This is a genomic window from Mycobacterium sp. P2_H7 (assembly GCF_056403275.1).
On the sequence record NZ_JBFUFU010000006.1, the window covers coordinates 123,220 to 147,145 of the forward strand.

25 protein-coding genes and 1 tRNA gene are annotated in these 23,926 nt (G+C 67.9%); 19 read left to right on the plus strand and 7 right to left on the minus strand.

What is annotated here, in order from left to right:
- Nucleotides 1-43: 43 nt before the first annotated feature.
- From AC1DY7_RS09165 to AC1DY7_RS09200, 8 genes are all read left to right on the plus strand, one after another.
- The gene (locus tag AC1DY7_RS09165) at nucleotides 44-991 is read left to right on the plus strand and encodes a metallophosphoesterase (protein ID WP_477493357.1); all 948 of its coding nucleotides are present in this window, start codon (nucleotides 44-46) and stop codon (nucleotides 989-991) included.
- A complete protein-coding gene (gene cds1 / locus AC1DY7_RS09170; RefSeq protein ID WP_477493358.1) occupies nucleotides 988-2,091 on the plus strand; it encodes an L-cysteine desulfhydrase Cds1 in 1,104 nt (367 codons plus the stop codon). Before AC1DY7_RS09165 ends, cds1 begins: the two co-directional genes overlap by 4 nt.
- A 274-nt stretch (nucleotides 2,092-2,365) precedes the next feature.
- Nucleotides 2,366-2,439: transfer RNA gene (locus AC1DY7_RS09175), tRNA-Pro, on the plus strand.
- Nucleotides 2,440-2,549: 110 nt separating this feature from the next.
- Nucleotides 2,550-2,705 (plus strand): hypothetical protein, encoded by a 156-nt coding sequence (locus AC1DY7_RS09180; RefSeq protein WP_477493359.1) that lies wholly within the window; start codon nucleotides 2,550-2,552, stop codon nucleotides 2,703-2,705.
- Between the two features lie 106 nt (nucleotides 2,706-2,811).
- Nucleotides 2,812-3,705, plus strand: coding sequence for a serine/threonine-protein kinase (locus tag AC1DY7_RS09185; protein ID WP_477493360.1), 894 nt, complete (start codon nucleotides 2,812-2,814; stop codon nucleotides 3,703-3,705).
- Nucleotides 3,706-3,901: 196 nt separating this feature from the next.
- Nucleotides 3,902-5,383: an amino acid permease gene (locus AC1DY7_RS09190; RefSeq protein WP_477493361.1), complete on the plus strand. Its 1,482-nt coding sequence runs from the start codon at nucleotides 3,902-3,904 to the stop codon at nucleotides 5,381-5,383.
- A 44-nt stretch (nucleotides 5,384-5,427) separates the two neighbouring features.
- The gene (locus AC1DY7_RS09195; RefSeq protein WP_477493362.1) at nucleotides 5,428-6,213 is read left to right on the plus strand and encodes an acyl-CoA thioesterase; all 786 of its coding nucleotides are present in this window, start codon (nucleotides 5,428-5,430) and stop codon (nucleotides 6,211-6,213) included.
- A gap of 74 nt (nucleotides 6,214-6,287) precedes the next feature.
- Entirely contained in the window at nucleotides 6,288-6,497 is a 210-nt protein-coding gene (locus tag AC1DY7_RS09200) for a three-helix bundle dimerization domain-containing protein (RefSeq protein ID WP_477493363.1), read from the plus strand.
- On the opposite strand, the gene AC1DY7_RS09205 is transcribed toward AC1DY7_RS09200, so the two are convergent.
- A complete protein-coding gene (locus AC1DY7_RS09205) occupies nucleotides 6,468-6,932 on the minus strand; it encodes a GatB/YqeY domain-containing protein (protein ID WP_477493364.1) in 465 nt (154 codons plus the stop codon). The two genes, AC1DY7_RS09200 and AC1DY7_RS09205, sit on opposite strands and share 30 nt — an antisense overlap.
- 73 nt (nucleotides 6,933-7,005) lie before the next feature.
- Here AC1DY7_RS09205 and AC1DY7_RS09210 point away from each other — a divergent pair, with 73 nt between their 5' ends.
- From AC1DY7_RS09210 to AC1DY7_RS09230, 5 genes are read left to right on the plus strand one after another with little or no spacing between them, the layout of a single operon-like run.
- The gene (locus AC1DY7_RS09210) at nucleotides 7,006-8,148 is read left to right on the plus strand and encodes a hypothetical protein (protein ID WP_477493503.1); all 1,143 of its coding nucleotides are present in this window, start codon (nucleotides 7,006-7,008) and stop codon (nucleotides 8,146-8,148) included.
- A gap of 1 nt (nucleotide 8,149) precedes the next feature.
- Nucleotides 8,150-8,797, plus strand: coding sequence for a DUF4129 domain-containing protein (locus AC1DY7_RS09215; RefSeq protein WP_477493365.1), 648 nt, complete (start codon nucleotides 8,150-8,152; stop codon nucleotides 8,795-8,797).
- A complete protein-coding gene (locus AC1DY7_RS09220) occupies nucleotides 8,794-9,897 on the plus strand; it encodes a DUF4350 domain-containing protein (protein ID WP_477493366.1) in 1,104 nt (367 codons plus the stop codon). The genes AC1DY7_RS09215 and AC1DY7_RS09220 overlap by 4 nt, the downstream gene beginning before the upstream one ends.
- Complete coding sequence (locus AC1DY7_RS09225; RefSeq protein WP_477493367.1) at nucleotides 9,894-10,856, plus strand: AAA family ATPase; 963 nt, start codon at nucleotides 9,894-9,896, stop codon at nucleotides 10,854-10,856. The genes AC1DY7_RS09220 and AC1DY7_RS09225 overlap by 4 nt, the downstream gene beginning before the upstream one ends.
- Nucleotides 10,856-12,178 (plus strand): DUF58 domain-containing protein, encoded by a 1,323-nt coding sequence (locus tag AC1DY7_RS09230; RefSeq protein WP_477493368.1) that lies wholly within the window; start codon nucleotides 10,856-10,858, stop codon nucleotides 12,176-12,178. Before AC1DY7_RS09225 ends, AC1DY7_RS09230 begins: the two co-directional genes overlap by 1 nt.
- On the opposite strand, the gene AC1DY7_RS09235 is transcribed toward AC1DY7_RS09230, so the two are convergent.
- The gene (locus AC1DY7_RS09235) at nucleotides 12,175-13,167 is read right to left on the minus strand and encodes a stage II sporulation protein M (protein WP_477493369.1); all 993 of its coding nucleotides are present in this window, start codon (nucleotides 13,165-13,167) and stop codon (nucleotides 12,175-12,177) included. The two genes, AC1DY7_RS09230 and AC1DY7_RS09235, sit on opposite strands and share 4 nt — an antisense overlap.
- Nucleotides 13,168-13,195: 28 nt before the next feature.
- Here AC1DY7_RS09235 and AC1DY7_RS09240 point away from each other — a divergent pair, with 28 nt between their 5' ends.
- Genes AC1DY7_RS09240 through lfrA form a run of 3 tightly spaced genes read left to right on the plus strand, consistent with a single transcriptional unit; the run spans nucleotide 13,196 to nucleotide 16,239 of the window.
- Nucleotides 13,196-14,044 carry an RDD family protein gene (locus AC1DY7_RS09240; RefSeq protein WP_477493370.1) on the plus strand — a complete coding sequence of 283 codons (849 nt, stop codon included), beginning with the start codon at nucleotides 13,196-13,198 and terminating at the stop codon, nucleotides 14,042-14,044.
- Between the two features lie 52 nt (nucleotides 14,045-14,096).
- Nucleotides 14,097-14,678: a TetR/AcrR family transcriptional regulator gene (locus AC1DY7_RS09245; protein ID WP_477493371.1), complete on the plus strand. Its 582-nt coding sequence runs from the start codon at nucleotides 14,097-14,099 to the stop codon at nucleotides 14,676-14,678.
- A gap of 10 nt (nucleotides 14,679-14,688) precedes the next feature.
- Entirely contained in the window at nucleotides 14,689-16,239 is a 1,551-nt protein-coding gene (gene lfrA, locus AC1DY7_RS09250; protein ID WP_477493372.1) for an efflux MFS transporter LfrA, read from the plus strand.
- Here the strand turns inward: lfrA and AC1DY7_RS09255 are convergent.
- Both AC1DY7_RS09255 and AC1DY7_RS09260 read right to left on the minus strand, forming a co-directional pair.
- Nucleotides 16,187-16,648 carry an anthrone oxygenase family protein gene (locus AC1DY7_RS09255; protein WP_477493373.1) on the minus strand — a complete coding sequence of 154 codons (462 nt, stop codon included), beginning with the start codon at nucleotides 16,646-16,648 and terminating at the stop codon, nucleotides 16,187-16,189. The two genes, lfrA and AC1DY7_RS09255, sit on opposite strands and share 53 nt — an antisense overlap.
- Before the next feature lie 123 nt (nucleotides 16,649-16,771).
- Nucleotides 16,772-18,172, minus strand: a complete 1,401-nt coding sequence (locus AC1DY7_RS09260; protein WP_477493374.1) for a hypothetical protein — start codon at nucleotides 18,170-18,172, stop codon at nucleotides 16,772-16,774.
- 497 nt (nucleotides 18,173-18,669) lie between these two features.
- Between AC1DY7_RS09260 and AC1DY7_RS09265 the strand changes: the two genes are divergently transcribed.
- Entirely contained in the window at nucleotides 18,670-19,626 is a 957-nt protein-coding gene (locus AC1DY7_RS09265) for an AraC family transcriptional regulator (RefSeq protein WP_477493375.1), read from the plus strand.
- Here AC1DY7_RS09265 and AC1DY7_RS09270 read toward each other — a convergent pair.
- From AC1DY7_RS09270 to AC1DY7_RS09280, 3 genes are read right to left on the minus strand one after another with little or no spacing between them, the layout of a single operon-like run.
- Nucleotides 19,599-20,753 carry a cation:proton antiporter gene (locus tag AC1DY7_RS09270; protein ID WP_477493376.1) on the minus strand — a complete coding sequence of 385 codons (1,155 nt, stop codon included), beginning with the start codon at nucleotides 20,751-20,753 and terminating at the stop codon, nucleotides 19,599-19,601. The two genes, AC1DY7_RS09265 and AC1DY7_RS09270, sit on opposite strands and share 28 nt — an antisense overlap.
- Nucleotides 20,754-20,760: 7 nt before the next feature.
- Nucleotides 20,761-21,138, minus strand: coding sequence for a hypothetical protein (locus AC1DY7_RS09275; protein ID WP_477493377.1), 378 nt, complete (start codon nucleotides 21,136-21,138; stop codon nucleotides 20,761-20,763).
- 42 nt (nucleotides 21,139-21,180) lie between these two features.
- A complete protein-coding gene (locus tag AC1DY7_RS09280; protein WP_477493378.1) occupies nucleotides 21,181-22,503 on the minus strand; it encodes a carotenoid oxygenase family protein in 1,323 nt (440 codons plus the stop codon).
- 57 nt (nucleotides 22,504-22,560) lie between these two features.
- On the opposite strand from AC1DY7_RS09280, the gene AC1DY7_RS09285 reads away from it, so the two are divergent.
- Nucleotides 22,561-23,082, plus strand: coding sequence for a PadR family transcriptional regulator (locus AC1DY7_RS09285; RefSeq protein ID WP_477493379.1), 522 nt, complete (start codon nucleotides 22,561-22,563; stop codon nucleotides 23,080-23,082).
- A gap of 90 nt (nucleotides 23,083-23,172) precedes the next feature.
- On the plus strand, nucleotides 23,173-23,925 hold the full coding sequence (locus AC1DY7_RS09290; RefSeq protein ID WP_477493380.1) for a PadR family transcriptional regulator: 753 nt from the start codon (nucleotides 23,173-23,175) through the stop codon (nucleotides 23,923-23,925).
- Nucleotide 23,926: the final 1 nt, after the last annotated feature.

Here is a 23,926-nt window from a genome sequence, read left to right on the forward strand (position 1 = left end):
GATAGCCGGGTCGTCCTGCGTCACTCGCAGTAGTCTTTTGGGCATGCCGTACGTGAAAAACACCGCTGCCATCGCTGCAGGCACCCTGGCTGCCGGCATCGGCTATGCGTCGCTCATCGAGCGGAATGCGTTCGCACTGCGGGAGCTGACCATGCCGGTGCTGTCACCGGGCTCCACCCCGCTGCGCGTGCTGCACCTCAGCGATCTGCACATGCTGCCGCGGCAGCACCGCAAGCAGGCCTGGCTACGTGAGCTGGCGGCCCTGGAACCGGACTTCGTCGTCAACACCGGCGACAACCTGTCCCATCAGCGAGCGGTCCCGGCCGTCGTGCAGGCACTCGGCGACCTGCTATCGGTGCCCGGGGTGTTCGTGTTCGGCAGCAACGACTACTTCGCCCCCAGGCCGAAGAACCCGGCGAACTATCTGTTCAAGAAGCACAAGCGGATCCACGGCGCGCCGCTGCCCTGGCAGGACCTGCGGGCGGCCTTCACCGAGCGCGGCTGGCTGGACATGACGCACACCCGCCGGGAGTTCGACGTGGCCGGGCTGCGCATCGCGGCCGCCGGGGTCGACGATCCGCATCTCAAGCGCGACCGCTACGACGCCATCGCCGGCCCCGCCAGCGGCACCGCCAACCTGACGCTCGGTGTCACGCATTCGCCGGAGCCCCGCGTCCTGGACCGCTTCGCCGCCGACGGCTACCAGCTGGTGATGGCCGGGCACACGCACGGCGGCCAGCTGTGCGTGCCGTTCTACGGCGCGCTGGTCACCAATTGCGAACTGGACCGCTCCCGGGTGAAGGGTCCCTCCCAGTGGGGAGCGGACATGAAGCTGCACGTGTCGGCCGGCATCGGTACGTCGCCGTATGCACCGGTGCGGTTCTGCTGCCGCCCGGAGGCCACCTTGCTCACGCTCGTCGCCGCACCCACGGGCGGCGCAGTCCTGGGCGCTCGGGCCGGGCAGGCACACCCGACCGTCACGGCGCGGTGAGCCCGGGCAGGTCGGTCACCCGCAGCCAGCCACGGGAGTGGGTGGACAACGCGGTCCGGCTGATCGAGGCCGACGCGCGGCGCAGCGCCGACACCCATCTGTTGCGCTACCCGTTGCCCAGCGCATGGGCGGACGTCGTGGACGTGCAGCTGTATCTGAAGGACGAGACGACGCACATCACCGGGAGCCTCAAGCACCGGTTGGCGCGGTCGCTGTTCCTGTACGCGCTGTGCAACGGGTGGATCGGGGAACACACCACCGTCATCGAGGCGTCCTCGGGTTCGACGGCGGTCTCCGAGGCGTACTTCGCCGCGCTCCTCGGGTTGCCGTTCATCGCGGTGATGCCGTCGTCGACCAGCGCCACCAAGGTCAAGCTGATCGAAACACAGGGCGGCCGTTGCCATTTCGTCACAAAGTCGGCGCAGGTGTACGCCGAGGCCGAGCGGCTGGCGCGGGAGACCGGCGGTCATTATCTGGATCAGTTCACCAATGCCGAGCGGGCCACCGATTGGCGCGGCAACAACAACATCGCCGAATCGATCTTCGACCAGCTGCGCGATGAGACGCATCCCATTCCGGAGTGGGTCGTCGTCGGCGCGGGCACCGGCGGCACCAGCGCGACGATCGGCCGCTATCTGAGATACCGCCGCTACGCCACCCGGCTGTGCGTCGTGGACCCGGAGAACTCGGCGTTCTACCCCGCCTACGAGCAGGGTCGCGACGATATCGAGACGGGTGCGTCCTCACGGATCGAAGGAATCGGGCGTCCCCGCGTGGAACCGTCGTTCCTGCCCGGTGTGGTGGATCGCATGGTGACGGTCCCCGACGCCGCGTCAGTGGCCGCAGCACGCCACGTCAGCCGGGTGTTGGGCCGCCGGGTAGGTCCGTCGACGGGAACCAACATCTGGGGCGCGTTCGGCCTGCTGGCCGAGATGATCGCGCAGCGGCGCAGCGGGTCGGTGGTGACGCTGCTCGCCGACAGCGGCGATCGCTACGCGGATACCTACTTCGACAACGAATGGGTCACCAGCCAGGGGCTTGACCCCTCGGCACCGGCGGCGGCACTCAACGAATTCGAACTCTCGGGTCGCTGGGCCTGACGCTCCGCCCGGCCGGTCATGAACAGCCACAACGCGGCGACGGCGAAGAACCCGACGTAGACCAAAGCTCCCAGTCCTGTCATCTCTGCCTCCCTTGTCGCACGGGCTCGATGCCCTGATGGATGTAACGCCTGCGGTCCTCTAATTCTTTCCTAATCCGGGAAGTCGTAAACATCGCCACGCCGAGCGTCTCGGGCGACTCCCCGCAAAACCGGCTTTGAGCAGGCGTTTGGCTTCGCAGTGCCCCGGTGCGATACGCTGTCGTGGCTTCACGCGGGGTGTGGCGCAGCTTGGTAGCGTGCTTCGTTCGGGACGAAGAGGTCGTGGGTTCGAATCCCGCCACCCCGACAGCGTGAAGAGGGCCCTGACCTGGGATACCGGGTCGGGGCCTTCTTGCTGTCCGGGGCTGTCCCGGCGTCGCAGGTTTGGCCCCGACCGATTCCGGCGAATCTAGCTGGATGGAACAGAGCAGGACGCCGCCACCCACCCCGAGGGACGCCACCAAGGCCACCGCGGAACAGCGCGAGCTACAGGACCAGCTGGATCACCAGGACGAGGATCCCGACGCTCCCGCCCGTTCGCAGAGCCGACGCCAAGTGGCCGACGAGACCTGACGAATCACTGTGCCCGCGCATTCATCTCGCGTGGACACCATTCCGCTGAGCCGGGCGCGTCCGGTGTGCACTGCGCGGCGACCCCGGCACGCTTAATCTGTGCACTGTGTTCGAGGTCGGCAGTGTCGTCTCGGGATACCGCGTCGATGCGCGCCTGGGCGGCGGCGCGAGCGCCGTCGTCTACCGCGTGCATCCCGTCGGGCAGGCCACCCAGTTGGCCATGAAGGTGCTCCGCACCGACGCGGCGTCGCATGCCAAGGCGCGGGAGCGCTTCGCCCGGGAGTTCGGCATCGCGTCGCTCCTGCACCATCCACACATCGTCGCGGTGTATGCCAAAGGCGAGATCCCGGCCGAGCCGCCGGCGTGCCCGACGCTGTGGATGACGACGCAGTACGTCGACGGGCCGGACTCCGCGGTCCTCGTTCCCGCGCCGTCCGCGCAACCCGATGTCGCCGTTATCCTGTTGGTAGCCAAGCAGATCGCCGCTGCACTGGACTACGCCCATTCCGTCGATGTGCTCCACCGCGATGTCAAGCCGGCCAACATCTTGTTGTCCGCAGATCATCGCTTCGCCTATCTGACCGATTTCGGGATCGCCCAGTTGATAGACGACGTCAAGCCCTTGGCCAGCAACGGCCGCGTCCGGGGTTCCATCGCGTATGCGGCCCCCGAACTGTTGCAGGCACAGCAGCTGAGCCGGGCCACCGATCTCTATGCGTTGGCGTGCACCATGTTCGAATGGCTGACCGGGGCGCCACCGTTCCCTCGCAGCACCACGTTCGCCATCACCTATGCGCATCTGCATGACCCGGCGCCTCGGTTGACCAGACGCCGGCCGTGGTTGCCCGGGTCGCTGGACGCCGTGTTCGCAAAGGGTTTGGCCAAGAACGCCGGAGCGCGGTACGGCTCGTGCGCGGAGTTCGTCGACATCGTCACCAGGACCTTGCGCGATGTCCCGGTGCCTGAGGCGTTCCCGCATCGGCGCACGGGCCGCCCCTGAGACCCGGCCCCTGAGGCAATGACGTTGGCGTAGCGCAATGTTTACATTCCTCAACTTTCGCACCACCCACGGCAGGCTTACTGTCGAGCGAGTATGCACTTGCGGACGCAACAGGTTTGCGGCTGCCGAAAGAGTGCGTCTGCAGTAGCTTTTCGGGCCCCGGGGATGAGGCCCGCACCTAGCGGCGGGGAGCGGTATGACCACAGAATCGACGTACGACAACTCGGCCCTGGCTCACGAAGACGAGGGGTATCACAAGGCCCTCAAGCCGCGGCAGATCCAGATGATCGCCATCGGCGGAGCCATCGGCACCGGCCTGTTCATGGGCGCCGGCAGTCGAATGCACGACGCGGGGCCGGGTTTGTTCCTGGTCTACGCGTTCTGTGGCATCTTCGTCTTCTTCATCATGCGCGCCCTCGGCGAATTGGTCCTGCACCGGCCGTCATCGGGTTCGTTCGTCTCCTACGCTCGCGAATTCTTCGGCGAGAAGACAGCTTTCGTCACCGGCTGGCTCTACTTCTTCAACTGGGCAGCCACCGCCATCGTGGATGTCACCGCCGTCGCGCTCTACGTGCACTACTGGGGCATGTTCGAAGCCGTTCCGCAGTGGTTGATCGCGCTCATCGCGCTGGGCATCGTGCTGACCATGAACATCATCTCGGTGAAGCTGTTCGGCGAGATGGAATTCTGGGCGTCCATCATCAAGGTGACCGCGTTGATCACCTTCCTGGTGGTGGGCATCGTGTTCCTCGCCGGACGGTTCGACATCGAGGGCGCCTCAACCGGTTTCAGTGTCATCAGCGATAGCGGCGGACTCTTCCCGACCGGCCTCTTCTCGCTCGTCATCGTCACCTCGGGTGTCATTTTCGCTTATGCCGCAGTGGAACTCGTCGGCATCGCCGCGGGCGAGACGGCCGAACCGGCGAAGGTGATGCCACGAGCCATCAATTCGGTCGTCGTCCGTATCGCGGTGTTCTACGTCGGATCGCTGATCCTGCTCGCGCTGCTGCTGCCGTACACCTCATACCACAAGGGCGAGAGCCCATTCGTGACGTTCTTCTCCAAGATCGGGGTGCCCGCCGCCGGCGGCATCATGAACCTGGTGGTGCTCACCGCGGCCATGTCGAGCCTGAACGCCGGCCTGTACTCGACCGGCCGGATTCTGCGCTCGATGGCGATGAACGGGAGCGGGCCGGCCTTCACCGGCAAGATGAACCGTAACGGTGTCCCGTTCGGCGGTATCGCGCTGACCGGCGCCCTGACATTGCTCGGCGTCATCCTCAACCTGTTCGTACCCGAGGAAGCTTTCAACATCGCGCTGGACCTGTCGGCTCTGGGCATCATCTTCACCTGGGGCATGATCATGGCCTGCCAGATCCAGCTGTACCGATGGGAGCAGAAGGGCATCCTGGAGCGTCCCAAGTTCCGCCTCCCGGGCACCCCGTACACCAGCTACGCGACCATCGTGTTCCTCGTCGCCGTGACTGCCCTCATGTGTTACGAGAACTACTGGAACCTGATCGCCATCTTCGTCATCATCCCGATGCTGATTGCCGGCTGGTATGCGGTGCGGGGCAAGGTGTTGACCATCGCCACCGAACGGATCGGTTACACCGGCGAATACCCGGTGGTACCGCAGCCGCCGATCCCGGAGGGTCCGCGCGACAACAAGGACTGAGCCGGGTCCGCCCGCCCTACCAAGTAGTTGATAGGGTCACGGCGGTGACCGCAAAGAGCTGGATTGCCGGACTGCTCGAGTTCGACCGCGAGGGCGACCTGTTCATCGCACCGCAGTGGGCCGGCCCCGGCAACCGACTGTTCGGCGGCCTCATCGCCGCCCAGTCGCTCGGCGCCGCGGGTGCGACGGTCGACCCGGACAAACAACCGCAGTCCCTGCATGCCTACTTCGTGCGCGGCGGCCAGTACGGCATCGACGTGGAGCTGGAGGTGGAACGCACCCGCGACGGCAGGTCTTTCGACACCCGCCGGGTCACCGCCCGCCAAACCGGCAAGGTCATCCTGGAGATGATCGCGTCGTTCCACCTTCCCGAGGCCGGCCCGGACTGGCACCCCGCGCGCGGGCCGAGCGTCGAATTCGCCGACGCCATCCCGAAGCAGCCCGATTTGGAATCGGTGGACCGATTCGAACTGCGGTGCAATCCGGGCGATGATTCGCCGTTCGCGGTCCCGCCGTTCTGGATCCGGACCCGCGAGCCGATCGAGGACGACCCGCTGATCCGGGCCTGCACGCTGACCTACATGTCCGACATGGGTCCGGTGCCGGTGGCTCGCCCACCCGGTGCCGAGGTGGCGCCCGCCGAGGGTTTCGCCGCCAGCCTGGACCACGCGGTGTGGTTTCACCGGCCGTTCATCCCGGACCGCTGGCATCGCTACGAGGTCGACCCGCTGGGCAACAGCCACTCGCGCGGACTCGTCGCGGGTGGCATCTACGACAGCGCAGACCGGCTCATCGCGAACACCAGCCAGCAGGCCCTGTGGCGCTCTTGACGGGTGTCGAGAATCACGTTTGGGAGGCCGTCATCCAGTTGACCGGCTCAAGATCATCTTTCAGAATGTTTAGCGTGGGTAAACGAACGGAACAAGATCAGGTGAACGACGTGGAAACACGGCTGCTGCAGAAGTATCCCAGCCTGCCGTCGGAACACGTCACGGCCGCGGTCGCCGACGCCCACAAACATTTCATCGCCAGCACCGTGCGCGACTACATCGCCCTGCTGGTCGAACGCCGCGCCTCGGCGAATCTACAACCGCGCCTTCACGGCCGCGGATAGTCGCGAGCCCTCCGCCTTACCCGCGGCAATGGCGGTGGCCGCCTTCATGACCTGGCCCATCTGTCGCATGCCCGGCCGTTCCCCGAGCTCCTCGGCGATCTGCGCCATCGCCGTATCGACGACATCGGCGAGTTCGGCCTCGGTCAGCGGGGTCGGCAGATACTCGTCGATCACCCGGGCCTCGGCGTGTTCATTCGCGGCGAGCTCGCCGCGACCGTTCTGGGTGTAGATCTCCGCGGCCTCGGCACGCTTCCTGGCTTCGCGCGCAAGCACCTTGAGCACGTCGTCGTCGGAGAGTTCGCGCGTCTGCTTGCCGGACACCTCCTCGGCACCGACCGCCGCGATCAGCATGCGCAGGGTGGCCGTCCGCAGCTTGTCCTGAGCCTTCATCGCCGCGGTCAGGTCCGCCCGCAGCCGGGCTTTGAGTTCCGCCATGGTCCAGACGCTACGCCTGCCGACGCCCCGCGCAGGTCCACTTACGTTGTCAATCGGCCGAGTCGCCGACAGGATGGTGGCCATGCACAGCGACGGGGTCGTACGGGGTCCGGCCTATCCGCCGCCTGGGGGCTGGCCCGCCCCGCAGCCGGGTTACGGATACGGTCCGCCGCCCGGATACGGCGCCACCCCCGGCTATCCCCCGCCCGGCTATCCCCCACCGAGCTATGGTCCGCCCCCGGACCTCAAACCGGGCATCATCGCCTTGCGCCCGCTCAACCTGTCCGACATCTTCAACGGTGCGTTCGCCTATATCCGGGCCAACCCCAAGGCCACCCTCGGACTGACCACGATCGTCGTGGTCATCGCGCAGTTGTTCGCACTGGCGCTCCAGATCACGCCGCTCGCCTCGAGCGGTCAGTTGGACTCCATGTACACGGGCGAAGAGGCCCCCGCCGCGGCGCTCATCGGGTCCTCCCTCGGCACGGTGGCCGGCGCCGCGGCCACCTGGCTGTCGGGCATCGTGCTCAGTGGACTGCTCACCGTCATCGTCGGCCGTGCGGTGTTCGGCTCCGGCATCACCATCGGTGCGGCCTGGCACCGGCTGCGCAGCCGGATCTGGGCGCTCCTCGGTTTCACCGTGCTGGAGGGCCTGGGCGCGGTGCTGCTCATCGCGGTCGTCGTCGGCGCCACCCTCATCGCCGTCTTCGTCGGCGGCAGTGTGGCGGGTTTCCTCGTCGGCATCCCGCTGGCACTCGCAACGGTCATCCTCCTGGTGTACCTGAACACCATGCTCGGCTTCGTCCCGCCGCTGCTGGTGCTGGAACGCCTGCCCCTCATCGCGGCCGTCCGGCGGTCGTTCGCGTTGATCCGCAACGACTTCTGGCGGGTGTTCGGCATCCGGCTGCTGGCCACCGTGGTCGCGGGCATGATCGCCGGGGCGGTCGCCGTGCCCTTCAGCATCGGGGGCCAGGTCATGCTCTTCGCCTCTGAGACGGGCACCGCCGTGGTGCTCGGGTTGGTACTCGTCGCCGTGGGCGGCGCCATCGGGCAGATCCTCACCGCCCCCTTCACCGCCGGCGTCGTCGTCCTGCAGTACACCGACCGCCGGATCCGGGCCGAGGCCTTCGATCTGGTGCTTCGGACCGGTGCGGGTGCGGGTCCGGTGGGTGCCACGGACTTCGCCGACAACCTCTGGCTGACTCGCCACCCCTGACGTGTCCGGACTCGAAATCGACAGTGACGCCGCCCATGACGCGGCGCTACGCGAGCTGAGCAAACCCATCTACCCCAAGGCCTCGCTCACGGACCTGTTGGGCGCCTGGCTCGACGACCTGATCTTCCGGATATTCAACGCCGGATCCTCGGTGCCCGGCGGGTGGATCACCATCGGACTGCTCTCCCTGCTACTCGTCGTCGCTGCCGTGGTGGCGATACGCGTTGCCACTCGCACCATGCGCGCCCGGCGCGCCGGGGCCGTCGCGCTGTTCGACCACCACGAGCTCAGCTCTGCCGAGCATCGCGCGCTGGCCGAACAATCTGCCGCCCAAGGCGATTGGGCATCCGCCATCAAGCACCGGCTGCGCGCCGTGGCGCGCCGCCTGGAGGAGACGGCGGTGCTCGACCCGGTGCCGGGACGCACCGCCACCGAACTCGCCGACGACGCGGCCGCGGCGCTGCCCGGTCTCAAGGACGAATTACGGCAAGCCGCAACCATTTTCAATGACGTCGCCTACGGCGCCCGGGCCGCGACCGACACGGGCTACCTGGCCATCGCGGACCTCGACGATCATCTGCACCGCGCCGTCGCCACGCATGGAGACACACCGAGCCCCCCGGCCGACGACTGGGTGCCGGTGCGATGACCAGAACGCGCACCTGGATCGCCCTGGCCGTGGCCGCCGTGATCGCGGTCGCGGCGCTGACCACCCTCCTCACCGCACCTCGGCCCGGTGGTCTGATGGAGGCCGACTCCACCTCGCCCGACGGCGCCCGCGCGCTGGTCACCTTGCTTCGCGATCACGGGGTGGATGTGGTCGTCGCCGACGATCTCGACGCGGTCGTCCGCGCGGCGCGACCAGACACGCTGCTGGTGATGGCGCAGACCTTCTTCCTCTACGGCGACGACACACTGGCGGCGCTGGCCGATCTACCCGGCGACCGCCTGTTGGTGGCCCCGACCTCGAGTACCCGGGAACGGCTCGCTCCGGCGATCAGCCGCGACGGCGCCACCCCGTTCGGCGGTCCGCCGGGATGCGACCTACCGGAGGCGACGCGTTCGGGCCGCGCGGATCTCGGGGTGAGCGACACCTTCGAAGCCGCCGGCGACCACCCCTCGGTGACGCGGTGTTACGACGGGGCGCTGGTCCGCTACACCGATGCCGGTCGCACCGTGACCGTGGTCGGAAGCAACGAATTCATGACGAACGCGGGTCTGCTCGGCGACGGAAATGCCGCGCTGGCAATGAATCTGGCGGGTGCGCGCGACCGGGTGGTCTGGTACGCCCCACAACGCACCGAGGGCACGGCCGACGGCGCGCGGTCCATCACCGACCTGATCCCGGACCAGGTGTACTGGGCCGTCCTGCAGTTGTGCCTCGCCGTGGGGCTCATCGCGTGGTGGCGCGGACGACGGCTGGGCCCGCTGGTCGCCGAGGACCTACCCGTGGTGGTCCGGGCGTCGGAGACCGTGGAAGGCCGCGCACGGCTGTACCGGTCCCGCCGGGCCCGGGACCGGGCGGCCGCGGCGCTGCGCGCCGCCACCCTGACCCGCCTGCTCCCCCGCCTGGGCCTCGGCGCCTCGGCCACCGACGCCGCTGTCACCCAGGCCGTCAGCCGACGCGGGGACCAGGATCCGAATAGCCTGGCACACAGCCTGTTCGGCCCGGTGCCGAGCTCGGATGCCGAACTGCACACCCTTGCCCACCAGCTCGACGACATCGAAAGGCAGGTCGCTCAGTCGTGAGTCAGCCACCCCCCGAGGACACCGCACGCGATGCGCTGCTGGCCCTGCGCAACGAGATCGCCAAGGCCGTCGTGGGCCAGGAGGCCGTGGTCAGCGGCTTGGTGATCGCCTTGCTCTGCCAGGGACACGTGCTGCTCGAAGGTGTGCCCGGGGTGGCCAAGACGCTCCTGGTGCGCACCCTGGCCGCGGCTCTGCAGCTGGAGTTCAAACGGGTGCAGTTCACTCCGGACCTGATGCCCGGCGATGTCACCGGGTCGCTCGTATACGACGCGCGCACGGCGGAATTCGCGTTCCGGGCCGGACCGGTGTTCACCAACCTGCTGCTGGCCGACGAGATCAACCGCACCCCACCCAAAACCCAGGCCGCGCTGCTGGAGGCCATGGAGGAGCGGCAGGTCACCGTCGACGGCGAACCGCGGCCGCTGCCCGATCCGTTCATCGTCGCGGCCACGCAGAACCCCATCGAATACGAGGGCACCTACCAACTGCCCGAGGCCCAGCTCGACAGGTTCCTGCTGAAACTCAATGTGCCGCTACCGCCGCGGGACCAGGAAATCACCATCCTGGATCGCCACGCCCGTGGCTTCGATCCCCGCGATCTGTCGGCGGTGCGCCCCGTCGCGGGGCCTGCCGAGCTGGCCGCGGGCCGCGCAGAGGTACGCCGGGTACTGGTGGCCGACGACGTGCTCGGCTACATCGTCGATGTCGTCGGCGCCACGCGGCAATCGCCGTCCCTTGCGCTGGGCGTGTCCCCGCGTGGCGCGACGGCGCTCCTGGCGACCGCGCGCTCGTGGGCCTGGTTGTCCGGGCGCAACTACGTCACCCCTGACGATGTGAAGGCGATGGCCCGGCCCACCTTGCGGCACCGCATCGCCCTGCGGCCCGAAGCCGAGCTCGAAGGCGCCAGCCCGGACGGCGTACTGGATGGCATCCTGGCCTCCGTCCCGGTTCCCCGCTAGTGGTGCTGACCGGCCGCGCCGGGCTGATCGCCCTGATCAGCTCGGTGCCGGTCGTGTTCTCGCCCTGGCCCGCAGCAACTTTCGCCGCTCTCGCGGTGGCGCTGGCCGGCGCGGTGGGGCTCGACGTGATGCTCTCCGCGAACCCGCGCGCCGTGGAACTGAGCCGGTCGGGAGACACTGCCGCACGGCTCGGTCAGCCGGTGCGCACCGATGTGGTGGTGCACAACCGCGGCGGCCGACGCCTGCGGGGCCGGGTCCGCGACGCGTGGGCGCCCAGCGCGTGCGCCTCACCCCGCGAGACCGCGGTGGACATCCCGGCCGGACAACGTGTTCGCGTGGTCACCACATTGGCGCCCGCGCGCCGCGGCGACCAGCACTGCGCCCACGTCACGGTGCGTGCGATGGGCCCGCTCGGGCTGGCGGGGCGACAACGTACCCACTCGGTCGGCGGCGCGGTGCGCATCCTGCCGCCGTTCCTGTCGCGCAAACATCTTCCGTCCCGGCTGGCCAAGCTGCGTGAACTGGACGGCATGGTCCCGGTGCTGATTCGCGGCCAGGGCACCGAATTCGATTCGCTGCGTGAATACGTCGTCGGTGACGACGTGCGTTCCATCGACTGGCGTGCCACCGCCCGCCGCGCCGACGTGGTGGTCCGCACCTGGCGGCCGGAACGCGACCGCCGGGTGGTGATCGTGCTCGACACCGGCCGCACCTCGGCCGGGCGCATCGGTGTCGATCCGACGTCAGCGGACCCGAACGGCTGGCCCCGGCTGGACTGGTCCATGGATGCCGCACTCCTGTTGTCGGCGTTGGCCACCCGCGCCGGTGATCACGTGGATTTCCTCGCCCATGATCGTGTTCCGCGGGCCGCGTTGTTCAACGCCTCGCGTACCGAACTGCTGGCGCAACTGGTGGAGGCCATGGCGCCACTGCAGCCCGCCCTGGTGGAATCCGATGCCGCCGCGACTGTTTCGGCCGTGCAACGCCGGGTTCGGCGGCGGGCCCTGGTGGTGCTGCTCACCGACCTCAACGCCTCCGCTCTCGACGAAGGTCTGATGTCGGTGCTACCCCAGCTGGCCAATCGACACCAGGTGCTGATCGCGGCCGTGTCCGACCCGCGGGTGGACGAACTGGCCGCCGGCAGGGCGGACGCCGCGCAGGTCTATGACGCCGCGGCCGCTGAACGGTCCCGCAATGACCGCAGAGACATCGCGGCCCGGCTGCGCAAGCACGGCGTCGACGTCATCGACTCTCCCCCCGAGGAGTTGGCTCCGGCACTGGCCGACCGCTACCTGGCGATGAAGGCCACCGGCAAGCTCTAGCCGGTCGGCACCACGTCGGGTGCGTCGTCGATATCACCGGACTCGTTGGCCCGCACCGCCTTACCGCCGAAGTAGACGATGTAGCCCAGGAAAAGCGCCTCGGCGGCCACACCGATGCCGATCCGCAGGTAGGTCGGCATCGGCGAGGGCGTCACCAACGCCTCGATCAGTCCCGAGATCAGCAGCACCACCACCAGCCCCACCGCGACCGCGATCACCGCGCGGCCCTGCTCCGCCAGCACCTGGCCCCTCGGCCGGTTCCCCGGAGCGATCACCGTCCAGCCCAGCCTCATTCCCACCGCCGCAGCGAGGAACACCGCCGTCAGCTCGAGCAGGCCGTGCGGGATCAACAGGCCCAGCAGCACGTCGCCCTTGCCTGCGCCGAACATCAAACCGCCGGACACCCCGAGGTTGAGGGCGTTCTGGAACAAGATGTACGGGATCGGGATCCCCAGCAGGATGGCGAACCCGATGCACTGCGCCGCCACCCACGAGTTGTTCACCCAGACGCCCAGGCCGAACGATCCGGCGGGGTTCTCGCTGTAATACGAGGCGAAGTCATGGTTGATCAGTTGCTCGAGTTCGGCGGGCGTACCGATCGCGGCGCGGACATCCGGACTGCCGGCCACCCAGCCTCCGATGATGACGGTGACGATGAAGAACGCCACCGCCGTCCCCAGCCACCACCGCCACGATCGGTACGCGACGACGGGGAAGGACACCGTCCAGAAGCGGACGAGCTCACTCCACAGCGGGGCGTGCGCCCCCGTGACGACGGAGCGCGCCCGCGCGACCAGACCGGACAGCCTGCCGATGAGGACGGGATCAGCCGAGGAACTGCGCACCATCGACAGGTGGGTGGACACCCGCTGGTACAGATCGACCAGTTCGTCCACCTCGGCGCCGGTCATTGCGCGGCGACGTTTGAGCAGCTGTTCCAGCCGATCCCAGGACGCGCGGTGGGCCAGCACGAACGCGTCGACATCCATCGCGCCGATTTTAGTAGCGTTTACCCACATGGGCTCGCAGCCGGAACCGTTGGTGACAGGCGATGCCGTGGTGCTCGACGTGTCGATCGCTCAACTGCCGGTGCGCGCCGCCGCGGCGCTCATCGACCTCACGGTGATGCTGATCGGGTATGTCCTGGGCGTCACGCTGTGGGCGCTGACGCTGGATGACTTCGATTCGGCCCTCTCGGCGGCCGTGTTGATCATCTTCACCGTGCTGGTGCTGCTCGGGTATCCGGTGGTGTTCGAGACCGCGACGCGGGGACGCTCGCTGGGCAAGATGGTCCTGGGGTTGCGTGTCGTCTCCGATGACGGTGGTCCGGAACGTCTGCGCCAGGCGCTCTTTCGGGCGCTGGCCGGCGTCATCGAGATCTGGATGTTCACCGGCGCCCCGGCCGTCCTGTGCAGCATGGTGTCCACGAAGGCCAAGCGCATCGGCGATGTGTTCGCCGGCACGATCGTGATCAGTGAGCGCGCACCGAAATTGAGCCCGCCACCACTCATGCCACCGGCGCTGGCCTGGTGGGCGACATCGCTGCAGTTGTCCGGGCTCGGACCCGACCAGGCCGACATGGCACGTCAGTTCCTGTCCCGCGCCGCGCAGCTGGACCCGCGGACCCGCGAACAGATGGCGTACCGGATCGCCGGTGAGGTGGTGGCCCGCATCGCGCCTGCGCCACCACCGGGAACACCTCCCGAACCGGTGCTGGCCGCGGTGCTCGCCGAGCGGCACCGTCGCGAATTGGAGCGTCTGAAGGTCGGGCAACCCGTCGCCACCGCACCAGGGGCGCCGCCCTTACCGCCGGGGCCGCCTCTCCCGGCGACCCCTCCTAGCAGCGGTTTCACGCCTCCCAGCTAGGACTTGGGACATGTGTGTCCCATTTTGGCTCAAAACTGCTATATTTTGATACATGACCATGCCTGCCTGGACCGACAACGGGGCCACCAGCGGCCCTCGCGGGCGGACCCGTCGGGCCATCATCGATGCCGCCATCTCGGTCATCGCCACCAACCCGGCCGCCACCCTCGGTGACATCGCCGAGGCGGCCGGCGTCGGTCGCAGCACCCTGCACCGGCACTTCTCCGAGCGCGGCGACCTCATGCGTGCCGTCGCCCTGCATGTGCACGAGGTGAGCACCGCGGCCATCACCGCGGCCGACCCGACCTGCGGCCCCGTCGACGCGGCCCTGCGCCGCGTGGTGGAAAGCCAGCTCGACCTAGGCCCCATCGTGCTCTACATCTATACCGACCCGGCCCTGCTGGCCGATCCCGAACTCGCCGCCCATCTCGACTCCGGGGATGAGGCGATCGCCGAAGTGCTGGCCCGTGCGACGGCCGACGGTCCGGTCTATCCGCCCGGCTGGGCCCGCCGGGTGTTCTGGGCGCTACTGCTGATCGGCTACGACGCCATCAGACTGGACGGCACCCCCCGACACCAGGTCGTCGACGCCATCATGTCCAGCCTCACGCAGGGCACCATCACATCTCGTTAAAGGAAGTCCCATGTCCACCCGCCTCGACGCGCAGGCGTCGAAGTCCCCCGTCACCACCCCGCGCCGCGCATGGATTGCGCTCGCGGTGCTCGCACTACCCGTCTTGCTGATCGCCATCGACAACACGGTGCTGGCGTTCGCGCTACCCATGATCGCCGAGGATTTCCGTCCGGCCGCCGCCACCCAGTTGTGGATCGTCGACGTGTACTCCCTTGTGCTGGCGGCACTCCTGGTCGCGATGGGCAGCCTCGGCGACCGACTCGGCCGGCGCAAACTGCTGCTGATCGGCGCAACCGGCTTCATGGTGGTGTCCGTCGCCGCCGCCTTCGCGCCCAGCGCCGAGATGCTGGTACTGGCCCGTGCCGTACTCGGCGTGTTCGGCGCCATGCTGATGCCCTCGACGCTGTCGCTGATCCGCAACATCTTCATCGAGGCATCGGCACGACGGCTCGCGATCGCCATCTGGGCCTCCTGCTTCACCGCGGGCACCACCTTGGGACCCATCGTCGGCGGCGCACTGCTGCAGCACTTCCATTGGGGTGCCGTCTTTTTGGTGGCGGTGCCCGTTCTGCTGCCGCTGCTGGTGCTGGCACCCAAGCTGGTACCGGAATCGCGCGACCCGAATCCGGGCCCGCTGGACCTGACCAGCGTGGCGCTGTCGTTCGTCGCCATGCTGCCGTTGGTCTGGGCCATCAAGACCGCCGCCCATGACGGCCTGTCGGTCGCCGCGGTAGCGGCCTTCGCCGTCGGCATCACTGCGGGTGTGCTGTTCGTCCGGCGGCAGAACCGCAGCGCCACACCGATGCTCGATATGGAACTGTTCCGGTACGGCCCGTTCACCTCGTCCGTGCTGGCCAACTTCCTGTCCATCGTCGGCCTGATCGGGTTCATGTTCTTCACCTCGCAGCACCTGCAGTTGGTGCTCGGGTTGAGTCCGCTGGCCGCGGGCCTGGTGACGCTGCCCGGCGCCGTGGTCTCGATGATCGCGGGTATGGGCGTCGTGCGCGCCGCCAGGCGGTTCACCCCGCAGACGCTGATGATCGTCGGGTTGATCTTCGTGGCACTCGGTTTCACGCTGATCCTGCTGTTCCGGCATGACCTGACGGTCGCAGCGGTCATCGCGTCGTTCGTGGTGCTGGAGTTCGGCGTCGGCATATCTCAGACGGTGTCCAACGACACCATCGTGGCGTCCGTTCCGGCGGCCAAAGCCGGTGCCGCGTCTGCCGTGTCGGAGACCGCATACGAACTGGGCGCGGTGGTGGGCGCCGCGACGCTGGGCACCATCTTCAGCGCGTTCTATCGCTCCAATGTGGTGGTTCCGAGCGGGCTGACAGCCGAGCAGGCCGGTGCGGCCGGTGAGAGCATCGGCGGCGCCACGTCGGTGGCCCGTGAGCTTCCCGCCGCGCCCGCGGAGCTCCTACTCGACTCTGCGCGTACGGCTTTCGACTCCGGGATCGCACCGACCGCGGTAATTGCCATCGTGCTCACGCTGACCGCGGCGGCCATCGTCAGCGTGTCGTTCCGCCGGTCAGCAGGAGCGCCGCACCCAGCAGGGCTGTGACGGTGCGGACGTGGTTCCACGCCGTCCACGGGCCCAGGTAGGACTGCCAGTCCTGCCCGCCGTCCAGCTTGTCGTTGAGCGGCACGTTGAAGACGATCGTGATGACGGCGGGCAGCACGGCCAATACCGCACCTGCGACCAGAAGCCAGCTTCCAGGCCGGCCCCACTGCACGACGGCGATGGACCCGAGCACGAGGGCGAGCACCGTGGTGCCGAAGAACAGCGCCAAGAAGGGCGCATTGGCCTGGGCTTCGGCGTTGATGCCGCGCATGGCGGTGCCGGCGTCGGCGGGTCCGGTGCGGTCCAGACCGGGCATCACGAAGCTGGAGAACGCGTAGAAGATGCCTCCCACGGCGGCGCTGCCGAGGGTGGTTGCGGCGGTGAGCACGGCGACCGGGGTGTGTGACATGCCCTCAGTGAACTGCACTCACCTCAGACGATCTATGGCTCATCGTCTCGTCTGCATACGTGACCGTCTCGCCGCCGATGGCCTCCCCCGCAGCGCGGGGGAGGCCATCATCGTGTGTACGGCTTACTCGCTGGAGCTGCCCGCGCCCTCGCTCGAGGACTTCGCGCCCGCGCCGGCCTTGGCCGACTCGGCCGACCCGGTCTCCGACGCGCCGGCCGAACCCGCTGAGGCCTGGGTGCCGCCGGGCTTGGTGCCCGCCCCCGGCTCCGCCTTGACGCTGTCGCGGGTCACCGACCCCTTGCTGCCCTTGGCACCGTGCGTCCCCTTCGTGCCCTTGCCGCCCTTGGCCGTACCGGCGTCCTTCGTGGTCGAGGAAGTCGCGTCGGCGTCCTTCGGTGCGGACGCACCGGATTCGGTCGCCGCACCGTCGGTGGTGGCCTTGGTGTCCGTCGCGGTGGTGCTGTCGGCGACCTTCACCTGCGCGGCGGTCTCGGCGTCCTTGGCGGGCTCGGCCGCCTCGACGGGAGCGGCCTTGACGTCGGCGGCGGGGGCGGRCTCGGCCGGCGCCGTCGTGTCCGCCTCGGCAGCGGATCCCGTTGCCGTCGAATCCTTTTCGGCCTTGGCCGCGGGAGCGGCGCCCGATGCGTCGACCGCCAGGGTGACCGTGGTGGCGGTCGTCGCGGTCGGCAGCGCGGCGGCGGTCGTCGTGGCCGCCGCCGTCGTGGGCAGGCCGGTCCGCAGCGCCTTGAGGATCGCGGCCCCGACGTAGGGCAGAGTGCCCTCGGTGAACGCCTTGGCCTGCGTCACGGCGTTCTCCAGCACATCGGCGATGCCATGCTGCACGGCGTTGATCACGTTGATCGGGTTCAGCGTCTTCAGCGAGTTGAGCACCTTTTGTGTGCTGATGACGATCTGCTTGAGGAAAGGCTCTGTGCCGGTGTCGAACCCGATGCCGACGGTGGAGATGACGACCCCCACCAGCATGCTCAGGCCCGCGTCGTACAGCGCCGGGATCAGGGCTTGGGCGACCTTCAGCGGCCGCTCCAGTGCCGGCTGCAGGGCCGTCCACGGGGCGCTGAGCAGATTCAGGATCGGCTGCAGACCCGCGGAGATGAGGGCGTCGATGGCGCCGTTGACATCACCGGTGGCCAGTTGGGCCCCCACCGCCTTCAGCGCCGCGGGCAGTCCGGCGCCGAGCTGACCGAGCGCGGAACCTGCCGACTTCGCCGCGTCGAGCACCTGCCGCGCGGTGTAGAGCTGGTTGTCGACGATCTGGCGCAGGATCGGCAACGGGTTGGCCAGCACCGTGTGGACCGTCTCGTTCAGCCAGCCGCCGGCATCTTCGATCACCGGTTTGAACACGTTGATCGGGTTGTCGATCGACGAGGCGGTGAGCGAAACCTGCGGCATGTGCATCTGCGGCAGGTTGGGGTGCGCAGCGATGGGCGTCACCGCGATGACACTGGCTCCGACGAGCGCGACGCCCGCCGTGACGTAGGGGCGCATGGCCGATTGCATTGACATTCCTCGGGTCATCCCTTCATAGGATCTCTGGTTCCCCCCAGCCGGATGAGAACCTACTGGCCAGTAAGTTGTTGGCAAGGATTTTCGGCAAAGTTGCAGGCACTGCCAATTTTCACGATCTGCCAATCTGCGGATTCCTAGGTTTGCTAATCGGTTCGTCTGATTTCGATCGCAACAAAACTGGCAAATTGCGACCCCCGTGAAGTCGTTAGCGTTGCGCACGACATGGCGTCCGGACGCACCCGAGGTCCATCGGACGACCGTTGAGCTGCGTGATCGAGCCCACATCGCCCCGTGGTCATGAGGTGGGGCACATTCCCTGGCGAAGAGTCATTCACACGTTATCTGTCGAGCGATTGGACAATCAGCAACGAAATGTCGTCAGGGTCCGCCGCGTAGCCCGGCGCGGGTCGTCGCCTCACCCACCGCGTACCGCAACTGTCCATATGCTGAGATGTGCCTGAGCGCGTCCACGCCCGGCAGTAGGGTCCGCCGATATGGACGCGCTCTCGGGGTTGCTCGACGGGGTACGGGCTCGCGGAGCCTTCGTCCTGCGCCTGTCGCTGGATCCCCCGTGGTCGATGCGGATCCAGGACGGCGCCCTGACACTGATCTGTCAGACCGCGGGAAGCTCGGTGATCGTGACCGACGAAGGTGACGAATTCCCCTTGTCCCCAGGCGATATCGCGCTCGCGAGCGGGGCGTGCCACTACCTTTTCGCCTGCTCCCCCGAAGTCGCGCCACAATTGGTCATCCACCCGGGCCAGCGCTGCACCACCCTTGCGGGCGAGGACATGCGCTTCGCGCTCAGCGTGGGTGTGCGCACCTGGGGCAACAGCGCCGCGGGTGCCGACGGTGTCGTCATCGGCGCCTACGAGGGTCGCAGCGAGGTCAGCTCCCGGCTGCTGAGGGCTCTACCCCCGGTGCTCGTCGTGCACCCAGACAGGCCCGCCACGCTGATCGGATTGCTCGCGGCGGAGGCCGGATGTGAGCGCGTGGGACAGGAGGTGTATCTGGACCGCTTACTGGATCTGATGCTGATCGACACCTTGCGCAGCTGGTTCGACGGCGAAGGCGAAGCCCCGCCGTGGTGGGGCGCCGCCGACGACGCGATCGTCGGCCCGGCGTTGCGGCTGATCCACCACCATCCCCGACACGCCTGGACCGTGGCGAATCTCGCCGCGGCGGTGGGTGCCTCGCGTGCCGTGCTGGCCCGCCGGTTCACCGACCTGGTCGGCGAACCGCCCATCGCCTTTCTCACCGGCTGGCGTCTGGCGTTGGCCGCCGATCTGCTCCGGTCCGGTGACCGGACCATCGCCGCGGTCGCCGATCACGTCGGCTACGGCACACCGTTCGCCCTCAGCACGGCATTCAAACGCGCGTACGGGATGAGTCCGGCCGCGTACCGCGAGGCCCACACCGCCGATCAGGTGGCCGGCGCGGCGCCCGCCTGACGCCGCTTGGCGACGGCACCGGCTGCCGACGTCGCGGCGATGGCGATCAGCGCACCGAGGATGAGCGCCGCCGGTTCGCCCGGCGCGAGCAGGTTCTGCTCGGTACCCAGCGTGGCCGCCGCGACCGGGACCCCGAGTTGGGCGGCCGCCAGCACACTCAGCGCCAGCGGCTGCCCGAACAGCCTGCCCGTGGTGTGGGCGGCGACGGCGCCGACCCCCAATGCCACTCCGAGGCCGATGAATTGGGGATGGTCGGCAAGTTCACGCACCTGCAGGGACGCGCCGAGCCATACGAAGAACAGCGGCGCGAAGAAACCCTCGGTGATGCCGAACAACTGGCGGGCCAGCCGGCGCGGCTCACCGATCGCTGAGATCACCAGGCCGAGCGCGAAGCCCGCCAGCATGATCGACACATGCGTGGCGATCGCCAGAGCCCCCAGACCGAACAGGAGGATCAGACTGATCCGCAGCTCCAGCGCCAGCCGATGATCCTCGGAGTAGTGGTGTAGTCGTTTACGGGTGCCGCTGTGCTCGAAATGGCGCAGCACGACGAACATCACCACCGCGGCGATAGCGATCGCCGACGCACCCAGCGCCGCCCGCGCGGCATGACTGGGGTCGATCACCAAGGGCAGCAAAACAATCGAGGCAGCATCGGCGATCGCGATCTGCGCCGTCACCGAGAGCACCGGCGGCCCGGTCAGCCCGAGGGAGTCGATCACCGGCAAGGCCAGTGCCGCCGACGAGGATGCCATCAGCACCGCGTACAGCAGGGCGTGCCCGGTGCCGAATGCCGACGCGATCGCCACGCCCAGCAACGCGGCCACCGCTCCGACGGCCACCGCCCGCAGCGCCGCCATGCCCAGCGCGCCTCGCAACGCGGTATCGCGCACGGGCACATGCGTTCCGACGATGAACATCACCAACGCGAAGCCGATGTTGGCCAACAGCTTGAAGGTCGCATCGGTGTCGTCGACGATGCCGAACCCGGTTCTGCCGATGACGATCCCGGCCACCAGTTCACCGACGACGACCGGCAGGCGCAATCGCGGGATGGCGGCCAGCGCGGGACCGGCCAGCCCGATGATCGCCAGCAACGCCAAGGTGTCGAATCCGAAACCCGTCATCGCGCGACTACTGCTGCCACGACACCAGCCGGCACGGAATGGGCGTGTTCTCGTCGGTGAGGTAGCTCGCGCACACCCGGTGATAGCCGTCGGCGATCTGCATCGGCACGTTCTGGGCATACCGACCGCGCACCAACAGGATCGGGGACAGCCGCTTGCCGTCGCTGATCTTCGCGAGGTCGTTGCGGACGTGCTGGTTGTTGTCCGGGAGCAGGGCGAGTTGCGCGGCCCGCAGGATGTCTTTGGCCGCACGCTGCAAGGGTTTTGCCTGTTTCAGCGCCTCGACCGTGGCAGCCACCACCGCGGGTTCCGCCAGCATGCTGAGATAGTCGGCGGCCGCGTCGTAGTCGTGCTCTTCCGGCTCATCGAGCCACTTGACACCCATCCGGACACCCTAGTCCGGATGGGCTGGCATTCGGCTGGGAAATCAGGCGCCGATCCAGTTCCCGTGAAAGCCATAGGGAACGCGCTGCGGCAGATGGATCCTGGCGACGGGGTCGCCCCCGAAATCGGAGGCGTCCACGATCACCAGGTCGCTACCGTCTCGCTCCGGGTCGTACACGTAGCCCAGGTACCACCCGTTGTTCTCGTCGGCCGGTCCGGCGCCGGGCACGAACACCGCCTCCCCCGCGCCGCCGGTCCCCAGATCATGTCGCACCGAAGTTCCGGTGCTCAGGTCGTAACGGAGCCAGCCGTTTTCGCCGACTGCCACCGAATAGCGGGCCGGCAGACCGGCCAGCCGGTCATCGATACGTGGGAACTCCACCCCGTTGTCGTCGAGCTGGCGATCGCGCACGGTGCCTCCCGCAAGGTCGATCCGCCATTCCCACAGCACCCCGTCGGTGTCGAAGTCGCCGGCTCGACGCCACAGCTCCGGGTACCGGACCGCATGCAGCACAATCGAATCACCGTCGTCATGGGCGTTGGCGACGTGGAAGATGTAGCACGGGTCGATCTCGAACCAGCGGATGTCACCGAAAGGGTCGCTGCGGCGTAGCACGCCCAGTCGGGCTCCATAGGAGTCGCTCCAGCGGTAGGGCATGTCCCGTTCCCCGCTGACCGCGATGTCCATATCGAAGACGATGGGCAGGTCCAGGAAGACGACATGCTCTGCGGTCAAGGCGAAGTCGTGCATCATCGTCAGTGCGCCGACCTCGATGGGCCGGTTGATGATGAGCTCACCGGCAGCATCGGCGCGGTGATAGGTGACGTGCGGGGCGAAGATGCTGCCGTAGCCGAAGAAGTGCAATTCGCCGGTGGTGGGGCAGATCTTGGGGTGCGCGGTCATCGAATCGTTGAGCTTGCCGCCGAAGTCGTAGGCGCCGACGGTCTCCAGTTCGTCGGTGATTTCGTAGGGAAACGACGATTCGACCAGCGCAAGCGTCTTTCCCGCATGGTTGATGACGTGGGTGTTCGACGACGCGGCGCGCAGATTGCGGGTGCCGTCGCTGTTGTACAGCGGGAAATCCTCCTTGAAGCTGTCGGTGCGCACCCAGCGGTTGCGGTACCACTTGGCCGCGCCGCCCTCGACGCGCACGCCGTGGATCATGCCGTCGCCGATGAACCAGTGCGCCGATTCCTGGCGTGGATTGGGGCCGTTGCGCAGGTACCAGCCGTCGAGTTCGGGTGGGATGACGCCGTCGACGGGCAGGTCGTACTCGGTGAGTTCGTCGGCGACGGGCGCGTAGTTCTCCCGGCGGAAGAAGTCACCGGTGGTGGGCAGTCCGGTGGATGCGGTGGGCTGAGTCATAGCGCAACCCTGACATTCCACTAGTGACATGTCAATAGTGGAATGTAGAATTCGTGGATGAGCTTGCGAATCGCCGCGCTGGGCCTCCTGGTCCAGCACCCCGGCAGCGGATACGACCTACTCAGACGATTCGAGAAGTCGATGGCCAATGTGTGGCCGGCGACCCAGAGTCAGCTCTACGGCGAGCTGAACAAGCTGGCCGCAGCCGGCCTGATCGAGGTGGCCGATACTGGTCCGCGCGGCCGAAAGGTGTACCGCGCCACCGATTCCGGACGCGAGGAACTACGCCGTTGGCTGGTCAGCCCCCAGGACGACCCGCCGTATCGCAGCCCCGGACAACTGCGCATCTTCCTGCTCGGCGAGCTACCCCGCGACGGCGCCGCCGGGCACGTCCAAGCGCTGGCCGACCACGCCCGTACGGAGATCGGCCGCCTGGAGGCGCTGCGCGCGCAGCTGCACTGGGACGACTCCGACGAGTCCTTCTACGGATTGGCCGCCCTGGAACACGGGCTGCGCTACAACGCCATGCAGGCCGAGTGGGCCGAATGGCTGGTCAACGCCATCGTCGATCGAACTTGATAACTCGTGGTTGCATCGCGATAGTTTCCGATATATCGTTACTGCATCGGAAGCGCACACGGCGCTTCCCGCCAGAGAAAAGACACAGACATGAACACCCCATTCACACCCCCCAATCAGCCCTTCGGCTTCGGACCGGGCTTCGGTCCCGGCGGTTTCGGTCCCGGCGGTTTCGGTCCCGGTGACCGACGCGGCCTGCACGAGCATCGTCGCCAGGCACGCCGCGACTTCAGGGACCAGATCCGCGAACACGGCGGTCCGCAGGGTCCGTTCGGCCCCGGCTTCGGACGCGGCGGCTTCGGTCCCGGTTTCGGGCCGTCCTTCGGACCGGGTTTCGGTCCGGGATTCGGCCCTGGTGGCCCCAGAGGACGAAGCCGCGGTGGCCGTGGCGGACGCGGCGGCGGTCGAGGTAAGCGCGGCGACGTGCGTGCCGCGATCCTCACGCTGCTCTCCGAGCGGCCCATGCACGGGTACGAGATGACCCAGGAGATCGCCACCCGCAGCAACGATCTGTGGAAGCCGAGCCCCGGCTCGGTCTACCCCACGCTTCAGCTGCTGGTCGACGAAGGCCTGATCACCCCCGCCCAAAGTGAAGGCAGCAAGAAGACTTTCGAGCTGACCGACGAGGGCCGTGCCGCCGCCGAGAAGATCGAGACCGCACCGTGGGACGCCATCACCGAAGATGCCGACCCCAACGCGGTGAACCTGCGTGCCGCGCTCGGCCAACTGTTCGGTGCCGTCGCCCAAGCGGTGCACACCACCGGCGACGAGCAGCAGCAGCGCATCCTCGACATCGTCAACAACGCCCGCCGCGAGGTCTACCAGATCCTCGGCGAGGAGTGAC

Bases quoted from the DNA above. Each gene is read 5' to 3' on its own strand.
- AC1DY7_RS09285 (WP_477493379.1), top strand. From the start codon at position 22,561: ATGAGCTTGCGAATCGCCGCGCTGGGCCTCCTGGTCCAGCACCCCGGC.
- AC1DY7_RS09190 (WP_477493361.1), top strand. From the start codon at position 3,902: ATGACCACAGAATCGACGTACGACAACTCGGCCCTGGCTCACGAAGAC.
- AC1DY7_RS09270 (WP_477493376.1), bottom strand. From the start codon at position 20,753: ATGACGGGTTTCGGATTCGACACCTTGGCGTTGCTGGCGATCATCGGG.
- AC1DY7_RS09205 (WP_477493364.1), bottom strand. From the start codon at position 6,932: ATGGCGGAACTCAAAGCCCGGCTGCGGGCGGACCTGACCGCGGCGATG.
- AC1DY7_RS09235 (WP_477493369.1), bottom strand. From the start codon at position 13,167: ATGGATGTCGACGCGTTCGTGCTGGCCCACCGCGCGTCCTGGGATCGG.
- lfrA (WP_477493372.1), top strand. From the start codon at position 14,689: ATGTCCACCCGCCTCGACGCGCAGGCGTCGAAGTCCCCCGTCACCACC.
- AC1DY7_RS09180 (WP_477493359.1), top strand. From the start codon at position 2,550: ATGGAACAGAGCAGGACGCCGCCACCCACCCCGAGGGACGCCACCAAG.
- AC1DY7_RS09255 (WP_477493373.1), bottom strand. From the start codon at position 16,648: ATGTCACACACCCCGGTCGCCGTGCTCACCGCCGCAACCACCCTCGGC.
- AC1DY7_RS09265 (WP_477493375.1), top strand. From the start codon at position 18,670: ATGGACGCGCTCTCGGGGTTGCTCGACGGGGTACGGGCTCGCGGAGCC.
- AC1DY7_RS09240 (WP_477493370.1), top strand. From the start codon at position 13,196: ATGGGCTCGCAGCCGGAACCGTTGGTGACAGGCGATGCCGTGGTGCTC.
- AC1DY7_RS09275 (WP_477493377.1), bottom strand. From the start codon at position 21,138: ATGGGTGTCAAGTGGCTCGATGAGCCGGAAGAGCACGACTACGACGCG.
- AC1DY7_RS09220 (WP_477493366.1), top strand. From the start codon at position 8,794: ATGACCAGAACGCGCACCTGGATCGCCCTGGCCGTGGCCGCCGTGATC.
- AC1DY7_RS09290 (WP_477493380.1), top strand. From the start codon at position 23,173: ATGAACACCCCATTCACACCCCCCAATCAGCCCTTCGGCTTCGGACCG.
- AC1DY7_RS09245 (WP_477493371.1), top strand. From the start codon at position 14,097: ATGACCATGCCTGCCTGGACCGACAACGGGGCCACCAGCGGCCCTCGC.
- AC1DY7_RS09280 (WP_477493378.1), bottom strand. From the start codon at position 22,503: ATGACTCAGCCCACCGCATCCACCGGACTGCCCACCACCGGTGACTTC.
- AC1DY7_RS09165 (WP_477493357.1), top strand. From the start codon at position 44: ATGCCGTACGTGAAAAACACCGCTGCCATCGCTGCAGGCACCCTGGCT.
- AC1DY7_RS09210 (WP_477493503.1), top strand. From the start codon at position 7,006: ATGGTGGCCATGCACAGCGACGGGGTCGTACGGGGTCCGGCCTATCCG.